This is a genomic window from Rhodoferax sp., from assembly GCF_044236835.1.
Lineage (GTDB): Bacteria > Pseudomonadota > Gammaproteobacteria > Burkholderiales > Burkholderiaceae_C > Allorhodoferax.
On sequence record NZ_JBIIGC010000002.1, the window covers coordinates 135242 to 150054 of the forward strand.

At 61.6% G+C, this 14813-nt stretch carries 14 protein-coding genes; 10 read left to right on the forward strand and 4 right to left on the reverse strand.

Annotated features, from left to right (window positions below; all coding sequences use genetic code 11):
* The first annotated feature begins 5 nt into the window (after positions 1-5).
* From nuoG to ACILRC_RS02310, 10 genes are read left to right on the forward strand one after another with little or no spacing between them, the layout of a single operon-like run.
* Complete coding sequence (gene nuoG / locus ACILRC_RS02265) at positions 6-2150, forward strand: NADH-quinone oxidoreductase subunit NuoG (protein ID WP_395667715.1); 2145 nt, start codon at positions 6-8, stop codon at positions 2148-2150.
* Positions 2147-3223: an NADH-quinone oxidoreductase subunit NuoH gene (gene nuoH / locus ACILRC_RS02270; RefSeq protein ID WP_395667716.1), complete on the forward strand. Its 1077-nt coding sequence runs from the start codon at positions 2147-2149 to the stop codon at positions 3221-3223. Before nuoG ends, nuoH begins: the two co-directional genes overlap by 4 nt.
* An 11-nt stretch (positions 3224-3234) precedes the next feature.
* Entirely contained in the window at positions 3235-3756 is a 522-nt protein-coding gene (gene nuoI / locus ACILRC_RS02275; protein ID WP_395667717.1) for an NADH-quinone oxidoreductase subunit NuoI, read from the forward strand.
* A 25-nt stretch (positions 3757-3781) separates the two neighbouring features.
* A complete protein-coding gene (locus ACILRC_RS02280) occupies positions 3782-4420 on the forward strand; it encodes an NADH-quinone oxidoreductase subunit J (RefSeq protein WP_395667718.1) in 639 nt (212 codons plus the stop codon).
* On the forward strand, positions 4417-4725 hold the full coding sequence (gene nuoK / locus ACILRC_RS02285; protein WP_395667719.1) for an NADH-quinone oxidoreductase subunit NuoK: 309 nt from the start codon (positions 4417-4419) through the stop codon (positions 4723-4725). Before ACILRC_RS02280 ends, nuoK begins: the two co-directional genes overlap by 4 nt.
* A 4-nt stretch (positions 4726-4729) precedes the next feature.
* Complete coding sequence (nuoL, locus tag ACILRC_RS02290) at positions 4730-6769, forward strand: NADH-quinone oxidoreductase subunit L (protein WP_395667720.1); 2040 nt, start codon at positions 4730-4732, stop codon at positions 6767-6769.
* A 13-nt stretch (positions 6770-6782) separates the two neighbouring features.
* Positions 6783-8258 carry an NADH-quinone oxidoreductase subunit M gene (locus ACILRC_RS02295; protein ID WP_395667721.1) on the forward strand — a complete coding sequence of 492 codons (1476 nt, stop codon included), beginning with the start codon at positions 6783-6785 and terminating at the stop codon, positions 8256-8258.
* Between the two features lie 10 nt (positions 8259-8268).
* The gene (gene nuoN / locus ACILRC_RS02300; protein ID WP_395667722.1) at positions 8269-9756 is read left to right on the forward strand and encodes an NADH-quinone oxidoreductase subunit NuoN; all 1488 of its coding nucleotides are present in this window, start codon (positions 8269-8271) and stop codon (positions 9754-9756) included.
* 11 nt (positions 9757-9767) lie between these two features.
* On the forward strand, positions 9768-10391 hold the full coding sequence (locus ACILRC_RS02305) for an NUDIX domain-containing protein (RefSeq protein WP_395667723.1): 624 nt from the start codon (positions 9768-9770) through the stop codon (positions 10389-10391).
* On the forward strand, positions 10388-10888 hold the full coding sequence (locus ACILRC_RS02310; protein ID WP_395667724.1) for a DUF1178 family protein: 501 nt from the start codon (positions 10388-10390) through the stop codon (positions 10886-10888). The genes ACILRC_RS02305 and ACILRC_RS02310 overlap by 4 nt, the downstream gene beginning before the upstream one ends.
* 21 nt (positions 10889-10909) lie before the next feature.
* On the opposite strand, the gene ACILRC_RS02315 is transcribed toward ACILRC_RS02310, so the two are convergent.
* From ACILRC_RS02315 to ACILRC_RS02330, 4 genes are all read right to left on the reverse strand, one after another.
* Entirely contained in the window at positions 10910-12235 is a 1326-nt protein-coding gene (locus tag ACILRC_RS02315; RefSeq protein WP_395667725.1) for a Glu/Leu/Phe/Val dehydrogenase, read from the reverse strand.
* Positions 12236-12361: 126 nt separating this feature from the next.
* Positions 12362-12631 (reverse strand): hypothetical protein, encoded by a 270-nt coding sequence (locus ACILRC_RS02320; RefSeq protein ID WP_395667726.1) that lies wholly within the window; start codon positions 12629-12631, stop codon positions 12362-12364.
* Positions 12632-12687: 56 nt separating this feature from the next.
* Positions 12688-12891 carry a hypothetical protein gene (locus tag ACILRC_RS02325; protein ID WP_395667727.1) on the reverse strand — a complete coding sequence of 68 codons (204 nt, stop codon included), beginning with the start codon at positions 12889-12891 and terminating at the stop codon, positions 12688-12690.
* Positions 12892-13016: 125 nt separating this feature from the next.
* A complete protein-coding gene (locus tag ACILRC_RS02330) occupies positions 13017-14792 on the reverse strand; it encodes an ABC transporter transmembrane domain-containing protein (RefSeq protein ID WP_395667728.1) in 1776 nt (591 codons plus the stop codon).
* Between the last annotated feature and the right edge of the window lie 21 nt (positions 14793-14813).

Consider the following 14813-nt stretch of genomic DNA (forward strand, 5'->3'; position numbering starts at 1 on the left):
GAACAATGATTGAAATAGAACTCGACGGCAAAAAGGTGGAGATCACCGAGGGCAGCATGATCATGCATGCGGCCGACAAAGCCGGTACCTACATCCCCCACTTTTGCTACCACAAGAAGCTCAGCATTGCGGCCAACTGCCGCATGTGCCTGGTCGATGTCGAGAAGATGCCCAAGCCCATGCCGGCGTGTGCAACGCCGGTCACGCAAGGCATGGTGGTACGCACCAAGAGCGACAAGGCGGTCAAGGCGCAGCAGTCGGTGATGGAATTTCTGCTGATCAACCACCCGCTGGATTGCCCCATCTGCGACCAAGGCGGCGAATGCCAGTTGCAAGACTTGGCGGTGGGTTACGGCGGATCGTCTTCCCGCTACGAGGAAGAAAAGCGCGTGGTATTCCACAAGGATGTGGGGCCGCTGATTTCCATGGAGGAGATGAGCCGTTGCATCCACTGCACCCGCTGTGTGCGTTTTGGACAAGAAGTTGCCGGCGTGATGGAGCTGGGCATGTCGCACCGCGGTGAGCACGCGGAGATCGAGACCTTTATCGGTGGCTCGGTGGACTCCGAGCTGTCCGGCAACATGATCGACATTTGCCCGGTGGGGGCGCTCACCAGCAAGCCCTTCCGTTACAGCGCGCGCACTTGGGAGTTGTCGCGGCGCAAGTCCGTTAGTCCGCACGATTCGACCGGTGCCAATCTGGTGGTGCAGGTCAAGAACAACAAGGTCATGCGCGTGGTCCCGCTGGAAAACGAAGCGGTCAACGAGTGCTGGATCGCCGACCGCGACCGCTTCTCCTACGAAGCACTGGGCAGTGACGAGCGGCTGCTCTCGCCCATGCTCAAGCAGGGTGGCCAATGGGTGTCGGTCGACTGGCAGACGGCCTTAGAGTACGTCGCCACTGGCCTGCAGCAAATCAAGTCCCAGCATGGTGCCTACGCCATCGGTGCTTTGGTGAGCCCGCACAGCACCTTGGAGGAGTTGCACCTGGCCAGCGCCTTGGTGCGCGGCCTGGGCAGCGAAAGCATCGATTACCGCCTGCGCCACGCTGAGTTTGTGCCAGCCTCGGCAGTGCGTTATCTGGGCACATCCATCGCGTCGCTGTCGCAATTGCAACGCGTGCTGGTGGTGGGCTCCAACCTGCGCAAGGACCACCCGCTGTTTGCCCAACGGATTCGGCAAGCCACCAAGGCGGGCTGCGCAGTGAGCGTGGTCAACGCGGGCTCCAACGACTGGGCCATGCCGCTGGCGAACACGGTGGACGTGGCCTCTGGCCTCTGGGCCCAGGCTTTAGCCGACATCGCGTGTGCCATCGCTGCCGAGTTGTCGGTGACAGCTCCTGCCGCTGGCACCGCCACAGCGAAAGCGACCGCCATTGCTAAATCGCTGCTTGGCGGTGAGCGCAAGGCCATTTTGTTGGGCAACTCGGCGGCTCACCATGGCCGGGCATCGACGCTGCTGGCCTTGGCCAATTGGATTGGCCAACACACCTCGGCCACCGTGGGCTACCTGACAGAGGCGGCCAACACGGTGGGCGCGCAGTTGGTTTGCGCATTGCCGGGCGCGCAGGGCAAGACGGCGGCCGACATGCTGGGCGGTCAGCTCAAGGCCTTGCTATTGCTCCATGCCGAGCCTGAATTCGACACCGCCGCCGGCGCGAAAGCGCGCGCCCAACTCGCCGGTGCGGAGATGGTGGTGACCTTGAGCCCCTTCAAAGCCAATATGGACATCAGCGATGTGCTCCTGCCCATTGCGCCTTTCACCGAAACCTCCGGCACCTTTGTGAACGCAGAAGGCCGGGTGCAGAGTTTCCACGCGGTGGTCAAGCCCTTGGCCGAGACGCGACCCGCCTGGAAGGTGCTGCGCGTGCTGGCCAATTTGCTGGGCCTGTCCGGCTTTGATTTCGAGTCGTCGCAGGACGTGCTGGCCGAGGTCTTCCAGCGCGATGGTGCGGTGCCCACCCACATCGATCCCAAGTACCTTGGCAACCGCACCGATGCGGCCATCGACCTCAGCGCCCCACAGGCCCAGCCGGTGGTTGCTTCCATCTACCAGTTGGACGGCATGGTGCGCAGAGCCACTTCTCTGCAGCTGACGGCAGATGCGCGTTCTGCGACGGCGCCCAGCCAGACGAGCAAGGAGCCCGCATGATCGACGCGCTGTACAACTTGGGTCTGGGCTTGGTCGCTGCCACTTGGTGGAGCGGCATGGTCTGGCCGGTGGTGTGGACACTGATGAAGATCGTGGTCGTGGTGCTGCCGCTGATGGGTGCGGTGGCGTACCTGACCTTGTGGGAGCGCAAGTTCATGGGCTGGATGCAGGTGCGCGTCGGCCCGAACCGGGTAGGGCCTTTGGGCCTGTTGCAGCCGATTGCCGACGCGCTCAAGCTCTTGACCAAAGAGATATTGGTTCCCGCTGCGGCCAACAAAGGGCTGTTTTTCATCGGCCCCATTCTTACCATCATGCCGGCCTTGGCAGCGTGGGCAGTGGTGCCATTTGGTCCGGATGTGGCCTTGGCCAATATCAACGCCGGGCTGTTGTTCATCATGGCCATCACCTCCATGGAGGTTTATGGTGTAGTGATCGCGGGTTGGGCCTCCAACTCCAAGTACGCCTTCTTGGGCGCGCTGCGGGCTTCGGCGCAGATGGTGAGCTACGAGATTTCGATGGGCTTTTGCTTGGTGATCGTGCTCATGGTCACCGGCAGCATGAATATGACTGCGATCGTGCTTAGCCAGGGCCAAGGCAACATGGCGGAAGCGGGCCTGGGCTTTTTGTCATGGAACTGGTTGCCCTTGTTGCCGGTGTTCGTGGTCTATGTGATTTCTGGGCTGGCCGAGACCAACCGCCACCCCTTTGATGTGGTCGAGGGCGAGGCTGAGATTGTGGCTGGCCACATGGTCGAGTACTCCGGTATGTCCTATGCCATGTTCTACCTCGCTGAGTACGCCAACATGTGGCTGATTTCGATACTGGCAGCGGTGATGTTCTTGGGCGGCTGGTTGCCACCCGTCGCGGCGCTGGACTGGATTCCTGGTTGGATCTGGCTGGGGCTCAAAACCTTTGCCGTGGTCAGCCTGTTCATCTGGGTGCGGGCGACATTCCCGCGTTTCCGTTACGACCAGATCATGCGTTTGGGCTGGAAAGTGTTCATCCCGATCACGCTGGTGTGGCTGGTGGTGATCGGTGCCTGGATGCAGACCCCCTTGAATATCTGGAACTGAAGGAGATGACCATGCCTTCACACAACACCGCGCGCGTTCCGACCGCGTTTTCATACAAAGATTTCTTCTACAGCTTCTTGCTCATTGAGTTGTTCAAGGGGATGGCGCTGACTGGCCGCTACCTGTTTCGCCGCAAGGTGACGGTGCAATTTCCCGAAGAAAAAACCCCCTTGTCGCCACGCTTTCGCGGTTTGCACGCATTGCGCCGTTACGAGAACGGTGAAGAGCGCTGCATTGCCTGCAAATTGTGCGAAGCGGTGTGCCCGGCGATGGCCATCACCATCGAGTCCGATGTGCGCCAAGACGGCTCGCGCCGCACTACACGTTATGACATCGACCTGACCAAGTGCATTTTTTGCGGTTTCTGCGAGGAAAGCTGCCCGGTGGACTCGATTGTGGAGACCCACATCCTTGAGTACCACGGCGAAAAGCGCGGTGATTTGTACTTCACCAAAGAGATGCTGCTGGCCGTGGGCGACCGCTATGAAGCAGAGATTGCTGCCAACAAGCTGGCCGACGCCAAGTACCGCTGATGCGCTGCCAGAAAGTAAGCCAACCATGAGTGTCACAACCGCTTTGTTTTATGTGTTCTCGGTGGTGCTGCTGTTTGCAGCATTCAGGGTCATCACTGCCAAGAACCCCGTGCATTCGGCACTGTTTCTGGTTCTAACCTTTTTCCAGGCCTCCATGATCTGGATGCTGCTGCAGGCCGAGTTCCTGTCGATTGCCTTGGTGCTGGTGTACGTGGGCGCGGTGATGGTGCTGTTCTTGTTCGTCGTGATGATGATGGACATCAACGTCGAAAACCTTCGAACGGGTTTTTGGAAGCACTTCCCGCTCGCCGCGGTGGTGGGCATCGTGATTGCCGCTGAAATGGCGGCGGTGCTGCTGGTGGGCTTCCAGGACCTGCCAGTGGCAGCGGCCGCCGACGCGGCGAAAACCCCCAACACCAAGGCGCTGGGCATTTTGCTGTTCACCCGCTACGTCTATCCGCTGGAGGTGGCCGCCGCGATTTTGCTGGTGGCCATGATCGCAGCGGTGGCCTTGACCTTGCGCGCGCGCAAGGACAGCAAGTACGTCAGCCCAGGCGACCAGGTGCGGGCGCAGGCACGGGACCGCATGACCGTGGTCAAGCTCGCGCCCACCCAGGCCGAGCCAGAAGCTGTTGCGCCCAGCGCGCCTGAGGGGAAACCATGACTTTGACATTGGGACATTTCTTGTCGCTCGGGGCGATGCTGTTTGCGCTCTCGGTGGTCGGCATTTTTCTCAACCGCCGTAACCTCATCGTGCTGCTGATGGCCATTGAGCTGATGTTGTTGGCGGTGAACACCAACTTTGTGGCGATCTCTTATTTCCTCAACGACATGCAGGGCCAGATGTTTGTGTTTTTCATCCTGACCGTGGCGGCAGCAGAGGCTGCCATCGGCTTGGCGATTTTGGTTCTGCTGTTCCGCAACAAATCGAGCATCAGCGTCGACGAGCTCAACACGCTCAAGGGCTAACACGATGTCGCAATCCCTCTCTGTTTACCAACTGGCCGCTGTTCCGCTGGCGCCGCTCGTCGGTGCGGTGCTTGCCGGCGTGCTGGGCACCCAGTTTGGCGGCAACCACCTGGGCCGCAAGGCCAGTCACACCCTGACCATCCTGGGTGTGTTGGTTGCTTTCATTCTGTCTGTACACACTCTGATCAGCGTCGTGCAAGACGGCGCGCGCTACAACGAAACCCTCTACACCTGGATGGTGGTGGGCGGCCTGAAGATGGAAATCGGCTTCTTGGTCGATGGCCTGACCGCGATGATGATGTGCGTGGTCACCTTTGTGTCGTTGATGGTCCACATCTACACCATCGGTTACATGGAAGAAGATGAGGGCTACAACCGCTTCTTTGCCTACATCTCGCTGTTCACGTTCTCGATGCTCATGCTGGTCATGAGCAACAACCTGCTGCAGCTCTTTTTCGGTTGGGAAGCGGTGGGCCTGGTGTCCTACCTTTTGATCGGTTTTTGGTACAACAAACCGTCTGCGGTCTTTGCCAATATGAAGGCCTTTTTGGTTAACCGGGTGGGTGACTTTGGTTTCATTCTCGGCATCGGTCTCATCGTCGCGTACACCGGCTCGCTCAACTACACCGAAGTGTTTGCGAAGTCGCAGGAACTTTCCGCTTTGGTGTTTCCCGGTACGCAGTGGATGCTCATCACGCCCATTTGCATTTGCTTGTTCATTGGCGCCATGGGCAAGTCGGCGCAGTTCCCACTGCATGTGTGGTTGCCTGATTCCATGGAAGGCCCGACCCCCATCTCGGCCCTGATCCACGCCGCCACCATGGTCACTGCCGGCATCTTCATGGTGGCGCGCATGTCGCCCTTGTTTGAGCTCAGCGATGTGGCACTGAGCTTTGTGCTGGTCATCGGCGCCATCACCGCCTTGTTCATGGGCTTTCTGGGCATCATCCAGAACGATATCAAGCGGGTGGTGGCCTATTCCACTTTGTCTCAGCTCGGCTACATGACCGTCGCTTTGGGTGCATCCGCGTACTCCGTGGCAGTGTTCCACCTGATGACCCACGCGTTCTTCAAAGCGCTGCTGTTTTTGGCGGCAGGCTCAGTGATCATGGGCGTGCACCACAACCAAGACATCCGCTGGATGGGCGGCTTGCGCAAGTACATGCCGGTGACCTGGATCACGTTTTTGTTGGGTTCCCTGGCGCTGATTGGCACGCCGCTGTTCTCGGGTTTTTACTCCAAGGACAGCATCATCGAGGCGGTGGCCGAGAGCCACCTGCCCGGTGCGGGTCTGGCCTACTTTGCGGTGCTCGCCGGTGTTTTTGTGACTGCGTTTTATTCGTTCCGCCTGTACTTCCTGGTGTTCCACGGCAAAGAGCGGTTCGACCAAAACCCCGACGCCCACCACGGTGACGCCCACCACGATGATGGACACAGCCACCACGGTGACCATGGCCACGCCCATGTGCCACACGAGTCGCCCGCCGTGGTGTGGCTGCCGTTGGTGTTGCTGGCCATTCCTTCGGTGCTGATCGGTTACTTCACCATCGAGCCCATGCTGTTCGGTGAGTTTTTCAAAGACGCCATTTGGGTTGACCACGCCAAACACCATGCCATGACCGGGTTGGCCGAAATCTTCCATGGCCCGTGGGCGATGGCCTTGCATGGCTTGAGCACTGCGCCTTTCTGGTTGGCACTCGGTGGTGTCGCGTCCGCGTACTACATGTACATGGTCAACCCCGCGTTGCCTGCGGCCATCAAGCGGGGTGTGATGCCGCTGTTTACCTTGCTTGAAAACAAGTACTACCTCGACTGGTTCAACGAAAACGTTTTGTCGCGCGGCGCGCGCGTGTTGGGCACCGGCCTGTGGAAGGGCGGCGACCAGGCGGTGATCGATGGTGGCCTGGTCAACGGCGCATGGCATCTGGTCGCCCGGATCGCAGGCGGTGTGCGCAAAGTGCAGACCGGCTTTCTGTACCACTACGCGTTGGTCATGATCCTGGGCATCTTCGTGCTCTTGACGTATTTCGTTTGGCTCAAGTAGGAGAGATAAAAACATGGGATTGTTGAGCCTTGCGATCTGGACGCCCATTGCGTTCGGTGTGGTCCTGCTGGCCCTGGGCCGTGACGAGCAGGCCCGGGCCGTGCGTTGGGTGGCCTTGGTGGGTGCGCTCGTCAGCTTTTTGCTCACGCTGCCGCTGTACGGGCAGTTTGATGCCGCTTCGTCGTCCATGCAGTTTGTTGAAAAGGCCTCTTGGATTGCGCGTTTCAACGTCAATTACCACCTCGGCTTGGACGGAATCTCGTTTTGGTTTGTGCTGCTGACCGCCTTCATGACCGTGGTGGTGGTGATCGCTGGCTGGGAAGTCATCACCAGCCGCGTCAACCAGTACATGGGCGCCTTCCTGATCCTCAGTGGACTGATGATTGGGGTGTTTTGCGCCCTGGACGGCATGCTGTTCTACGTCTTCTTTGAGGCGACCTTGATTCCCATGTACCTGATCATCGGTATCTGGGGCGGCCCCAACAAGATCTACGCGGCCTTCAAGTTCTTTCTCTACACCTTGCTGGGCTCCTTGCTCATGCTGGTGGCCTTGATTTACCTGTACACCAAGTCAGGTGGCAGCTTCGATCTGGCGACCTGGCACGCACTGCCACTGGGCAGCACCGCGCAGACGCTGATCTTTTTTGCCTTGTTTGCGGCTTTTGCCGTCAAGGTGCCGATGTGGCCGGTACACACTTGGTTACCTGATGTGCACGTGGAAGCGCCCACCGGTGGCTCGGCGGTGTTGGCCGCCATCATGCTGAAGCTGGGTGCGTATGGCTTCCTGCGGTTTTCCTTGCCTATCGCACCTGATGCTGCGCGCGAATGGTCCACCCTCATGATCGCCCTGTCTTTGGTCGCCGTGGTGTACGTGGGCCTGGTCGCCCTGGTGCAGCAAGACATGAAAAAGCTGGTGGCCTACTCCTCGGTGGCCCACATGGGTTTTGTCACCCTGGGCTTCTTTATGTTCAACCAGCTTGGCGTCTCTGGCGGCTTGGTGCAGATGATTGCCCATGGCTTTGTGTCTGGCGCCATGTTCCTGTGCATCGGGGTGCTGTACGACCGGGTGCACTCGCGTGAAATCGCAAGCTATGGTGGCGTGGTCAACACCATGCCCAAGTTCGCCGCGTTCGCCCTGTTTTTCGCCATGGCCAATTGCGGCCTGCCTGGCACCGCCGGTTTTGTGGGCGAGTGGATGGTCATCCTCGGCGCGGTGCAGTTCAACTTCTGGGTGGGTCTGGCCGCAGCCAGTGCCCTGATTTTTGGTGCGGCCTACACCTTGTGGATGTTCAAGCGGGTGTACCTGGGCCCGGTCGCCAACGACGACGTCCGGGGCCTGAGCGACATCAACGCCCGCGAGTTTTTGATGCTGTCGCTGCTGGCGGTTGCGGTGCTGTGGATGGGGGTGCACCCCAAGCCCTTTACCGACGTGATGGATGCGTCTGTCGCCCATCTGCTCCAACAGGTTGCTGCGTCCAAGCTGAACTGAGAGAACTACGATGATTGACGATAACAGTTGGATCACGGCCTACCCAGAGATTGTTCTGCTGGTGATGGCCTGCACCATCGCGCTGGTGGACCTCGGTGTGAAGTCCGCGTTGCGCACCCAAACCTATGTGATGACCTTGCTTACCCTGGCCGTGGTGGCACTGCTGCAGGCCGACTTGGCTGCCGGTGGCGCCACTGTGTACGGCTTTGGCAACATGGTGGTGAGCGACCCCATGGGCAACTGGCTCAAATGCTTTGCCACCGTTGCAGTGATGGTCACCCTGGTGTACGGGCGCGTGTACGCTGGCCAGCGCGAGATGCTGCGCGGCGGCGAGCTGTTTACCCTGAGCCTGTTTGCGCTGCTTGGCATTTTTGTGATGGTGTCGAGCAACAATTTGCTGGTGAGTTACATGGGGCTGGAACTGCTCACGCTCTCCAGCTATGCGCTGGTGGCCTTGCGCCGTGACGACGCCGTGGCCACCGAAGCGGCGATGAAGTATTTCGTCCTGGGCGCCATGGCGTCGGGCTTTCTGCTCTACGGCATGTCCATGCTCTATGGCGCTACCGGCTCGCTCGACATCAGCACCGTGTCCCAGGCCATCGCTACTGGCAATGTGCGCGAGCAGGTGCTGGTCTTCGGGCTGGTGTTCATCGTGGCCGGTCTGGCCTTCAAGCTCGGTGTGGTGCCCTTTCACATGTGGATTCCCGACGTCTATCAGGGCGCGCCCACAGCGATCACCCTGATGATCGGCGGTGCGCCCAAGTTGGCGGCCTTTGCCATCACCATGCGCTTGCTGGTCGAGGGCATGACACCCTTGGCCGTGGACTGGCAACAAATGATGATGGTGCTGGCGGTTGGCTCCTTGTTGGTGGGCAACTTTGCCGCCATCATGCAGACCAACGTCAAGCGCATGCTGGCTTTTTCTACCATCTCGCAGATGGGCTTTGTGCTCCTGGGACTCATGTCTGGCGTGGTCCCCGGCGGCAACGAGTCTGCCGCCAATGCCTACAGCGCGGCCATGTTTTATGTGGTCACCTACGTCCTGACCACACTGGCAAGCTTTGGCGTCATCTTGCTGCTGTCGCGCGAGGGTTTTGAGAGCGAGGAAATCTCTGACTTTGCCGGGTTGAACCAGCGCAACCCCCTCTACGCTGCGGTCATGGCCTTGTCCCTGTTTTCGTTGGCTGGCATTCCGCCCATGGTGGGCTTCTTTGCCAAGCTCTCGGTACTCGAGGCGCTGATCGCCACCGGTAGCACCCTGTCCTTGGTGCTGGCGGTGTTTGCGGTGCTGATGTCCCTGGTCGGAGCTTTCTACTACCTGCGTTTGGTCAAGGTCATGTACTTCGACCCGCCCACCAACACCCTGCCTGTGGAAGCTCCCACCGATGTGCGCGTGGTGCTGTGCATCAATGGCGCGCTGGTGCTCTTGCTGGGCATGGCTCCGGGTGGCCTGATGGCAGTGTGTGTGCAGTCGGTCCGCCAGATGCTGGCCACCTGAGACCAGCTGACGTGGGCGCGTCCGACACCCGCTTGGTGGAGACCAAGACCTCCGGACAAGAGTTATTCAAAGGCCATTTCCTGCACGCCTTGCGTGACACGGTCCAGCTACCCGATGGCGGTCAGGCGGTGCGCGAATATGTGGTGCATCCCGGCGCGGTGATGGTGGTACCACTCTTGCAAGACGCACATGGTGCAACCCGGCTGGTGCTGGAGCGGCAGTTTCGTTATCCCGTGGGCCAGGTGATGATCGAGTTTCCTGCAGGCAAACTCGATCCCGGCGAGAGCGGTCTGGCCTGTGCCCAACGCGAGCTGCGCGAAGAAACCGGTTATGTGGCGGGGCAATGGGCGCGCGCTGGGGTGCTGCATCCCTGCATTGCCTACTCCACCGAGTTCATTGAAGTCTGGTTCGCACGCGATCTGCACTTGGGCGAACGCCAGCTGGACCCCGGCGAGTTCCTCGAGGTCTTTACGGCCACGCCACAAGAGCTGCTGCTGTGGTGTGGCCAGGGAAAAGTGACGGATGCCAAAACCCTCACCGGTGCGCTGTGGTTGCAAAACGTGCTCTCGGGCAGTTGGTCGCTGGACTGGCAGGGGCCCCTGGCGCCCGCCGGCGCGGGAGCCAGCACGCCATGAAAGTGCTGGACCTGCAGTGCGGTGCGGGCCACGCCTTTGAGGGCTGGTTTGGCTCCGAGGACGACTTTGTAGCCCAGCGCGAGCGTGGCATGGTGCAGTGTCCGCTGTGCGCAAACGCCCACATCGTCAAAAAACCCAGTGCGCCGCGCCTGAACCTGCACACCGCGCGCGGAAGTTCCCAGGCCGATGAGCCTGTCGCGCCACGCGAGGCACCCACTGCGGAGCACCTGGCGCAGGAGGTGGCGTCCCACGCGGGGCCTGCGGTGGCCCCGGAGGTGGTGGCACGCTGGATGCAACTGGCCCGCCAAATCGTCGCCCAGACCGACGACGTTGGCAACGCATTTGCCGATGTGGCCCGCAAGATGCACTACGGCGAAACCCCGGAGCGCGCCATCCGCGGCAAGACCACCGCCCAGGAGGCGCGTGCCTTGGTGGACGAAGGCATTGACATCGTGCCCCTGGTCTTGCCCGAGGCCCTGAAAGAGCCCTTGCAGTAAACCGCCAGCACCGCCTGATTTTTAGGGGTACAAGCCCCGCAACTCGCGCGCATGCAGGATGCGCTTGCAGGCCACGATGAAGGTGGCGGTGCGCAAGCTCACCTTGTGGTCCTGGGCTACAGCCCACACCCCGGCAAACGCCTCCTTCATGATGCGCACCAGGCGGGCGTTGATCTCGTCTTCGCTCCAGAAAAAGCTGGAGAAATCCTGCACCCACTCAAAGTAGCTCACTGTCACGCCGCCGGCGTTGGCGATCACATCGGGCAGCACCAAGATGTTGCGCTCTTGCAAGATGTCGTCCGCCTCGGGCGTGGTCGGGCCATTGGCCCCTTCAATCACCAGCTTGGCCCGGATGCGCCCGGCATTGGCTGCAGTGATCTGCTGCTCCAGCGCCGCAGGGATCAAGATGTCGCAATCTACATCCCAAAAGCTGTCGTCCGCCAGCACCTCGGCACCCACAAACCCCGCCACCGATCCGTGCGCAGCCACATGCGCCAACAGCGCGGGGACGTTCAAGCCCGCCGCTTGGTAAATGGTCCCGCCGTGGTCCTGCACCGCCACCACTGTGGCACCGGCCTGCGCAAACAGCTTGCCCGCGATGCCACCCACATTACCGAATCCCTGAATCGCCACCCGCGCTTTGCTGACATCCAGGCCCATGTGGTGGGCCGCTTCCACGCCCACGGTGAACACGCCGCGTCCTGTGGCTTCGCGCCGCCCCAGCGAGCCGCCCAAGTCCACCGGCTTGCCGGTGACCACGCCGGTGGCGGTGGCACCTTCGTTCATCGAATAGGTGTCCATCATCCAGGCCATGATTTGCTCATTGGTGTTGACGTCGGGCGCCGGAATGTCTTTGGTGGGCCCGATGATGATGCCGATCTCGCTGGTGTAGCGCCGCGTCATGCGCTCCAACTCGCCGCGCGAAAGTTGCTTGGGGTCCACCCGGATGCCACCTTTGGCGCCACCGTAGGGCACGTTGACTGCGGCGTTCTTGATCGACATCCATGCCGATAACGCCATCACTTCGGACAGCGTCACATCCTGGTGAAAGCGCACACCGCCCTTGCCGGGTCCACGCGAGGTGTTGTGCTGCACCCGGTAGCCTTCGAAGTGGGCCACGGTGCCGTTGTCCAAGGCGATCGGCACGTCGACGACCAAGGCGCGCTTGGGGCGCTTGAGGGTTTCAGCCCAGCGTGCCAGGTGACCCAGGTAGGGAATGACCCGGTCCACCTGCTGCAAGTAAATGCCCCAAGGCCCCAGGCGGTCGGCCTGCAGGTAGGAGGGCAGGGGGTGTTGGTAGGGGTTGGCTGCGCGCGCGAGTGTGGCGTCAGGATGCGTTTGGGACATAAGGGACTCCAGGTTGGGACCAAAACCCGCGCACTGTAGGCCTGCACCCAGCGCCTGTCCAAGGCCAAGACAACCTCGAACTATGCAAAAAACTAATGACGTCGGGCTGCGACCCGCTGGGCCGCCCTAAACCCGCACGTTGAGGATGCGCCCCAAGAGGGCACCGCGCGTGTCGCCTGCATAGGCGCTGCTGGCGCTGGTGGGCTGGGTCTGCAGGGCACGCACTTCGCGCTTGCGCTGCTGGGCTTCTTGCTCGGCCGCATCGGCCTGCGTGCGCAGTTCGCTGGCCTGCGCTTCTGCTTGGTCTGCCCGGCTGCGGGCACGCTCAATCCGAGCGCGGTTGAGCACCGATTGCAGGCTGTCAGTGGCGCTGTTGGTGGAGGTGATGGCGACCACGGTGCTCAACCTGTGGGCAGTGGCTATGTGGCCTGTGCGTGCGGGCCGGTGTGGCCTTACGCGGTGACGTTGAGCCGGGTGCCAATCGTCTGGCCCTGGCCGTTGGTGGTGGGCTTGGGCTTGTCTTCTACGTTTTTTTGGATTTGTTCGCGTTCCTGAACGCGGTCTTTGCGCAGCTGCGCGAGCTGGGCTTCTTCGTTGCGTCGGGCCTTGAGCGTGGCCAGGGAGGGTTGGCTGTTCGAGACTTTGGATGCATCCATCGTGAACTCCGTAGGTGGGTTGCCAAGACGGTCGAATTCTACAAGTGCACGGTGCGGCCTTCAAGATGAGAAGGGCATGCCGCCGTCCCGAAAGGGCGCGCTGGCCCCGGGGCACCAGCGTCGCGTTAGGCGTTGAACTGCAGCGCCGCCAGCCCGGCGTACACGCCGCCTTGGGCCACCAGCTCGGCGTGGGTGCCTTGCTCGACCAGGCGGCCCTGGTCCAGCACCACGATGCGGTCGGCCTTTTGCACCGTGGCCAAGCGGTGCGCGATCACCAATGTCGTGCGGTCGCGCATGGCCGACTCCAGCGCGGCTTGCACCATGCGTTCACTTTCGGCGTCGAGTGCGCTGGTCGCTTCGTCGAGCAGCAGCAGCGGCGGGTTCTTGAGCATGGCGCGCGCAATGGCGATGCGCTGGCGCTGTCCACCCGAGAGCCGCACCCCGCGCTCACCCAAAAAGGTGTCGTAGCCCTGGGGCAGCGCTTCGATGAACTCGTGCGCAAAGGCGGCATGGGCGGCGGCGCGCACCGCGTCGTCGCTGGCGTCGGGGCGGCCGTAGCGGATGTTCTCTAGCGCGCTGCTGGAGAAAATCACCGCATCCTGCGGCACGATGCCAACCCGCTGGCGCAGTGCCTCCAGCGACAGCGCGGTGGTGGGCACGCCATCGAGCACGATGCGCCCGGTTTGCGGGTCGTAAAAGCGCAGCAAGAGCGAAAACACCGTGCTCTTGCCCGCCCCGCTGGGCCCCACGATAGCCACGGTTTGTCCCGGTTGCACATCCAGCGAAAAGTTGTGCAGCGCGGGCCGCTGGGGCCGCGACGGGTAGTGGAATTCCAGCGACTCAAAGCGCACGCTGCTGCCGCGCACCGGCATGGCGGCGGCCACCGGTTGCGCCGGTGAGGCAATTGGCGAGCGCGTACCCAGCAACTCCATCAGCCGCTCGGTGGCGCCCGCTGCGCGCAGCAAGTCGCCATAGACCTCGCCCAGCACCGCAAAGGCGCTGGCCAGAATGATCACGTACAGCACGGTTTGCCCCAGGTGCCCGGCACTGATGCGCCCGGCCATCACCGCCTGGGTGCCTTGGTACAGGCCCCACAGCAGCGCAGCCGAGGTGGCAATGATGATGAAGGCCACCAGCACCGAGCGCGCCCGGCTGCGCCGGATGGCGGTGTCGAACGCGCGCTCGGTGCTGTCGGTAAAGCGCTGCGACTCGCGCGACTCGGCGGTGTAGCTTTGCACCACCGCAATGGCGTTGAGCACCTCGCCTGCGATGGCGCTGGAGTCGGCAATGCGGTCCTGGCTGGCCCGCGACAGCTTGCGCACCCGTCGGCCAAACCACACGCTGGGCACCACGATGAGCACCAGCACCAGCGTGACTTGCAGCATCACCACCGGGTTGGTCCACACCAGCACGCCCAATGCACCTGCGCCCATCACCGCGTTGCGCAAACCCATACTCAGCGACGAGCCCACCACGGTTTGCACCAGCGTGGTGTCTGCCGATAGACGCGAGAGCACTTCGCCGGTTTGGGTGGTCTCAAAAAACTCCGGGCTTTGGTGCAGAACGTGGCGGTATACCGCGTTGCGCAAGTCGGAGGTCACCCGTTCGCCCAGCCAGCTCACCACATAGAAGCGCCCCGCAGAAAACACGCCGAGTGCCACCGCCACCAGAAACAACTCGGCAAAGTGGGTGCGCAAGGCCAGCATTTGTTGGCCGCGGTCCGTCTGCACCAAGCCGCCATCAATCAGGCTGCGCAGCGCCAGTGGAAAAGCCAGTGTCGCAGCCGCCGCCAGCACCAAAAGCAGCAGCGCCAGCGCAATGCGCAGCCGGTAAGGCCGCAAAAACGGCAGCAGACCGGAGAGGGCTTTGGGGTGTTGGGCTTGGATGCGCTCAGGTGTCATGGTGTGTGGGGTTAGAACAAG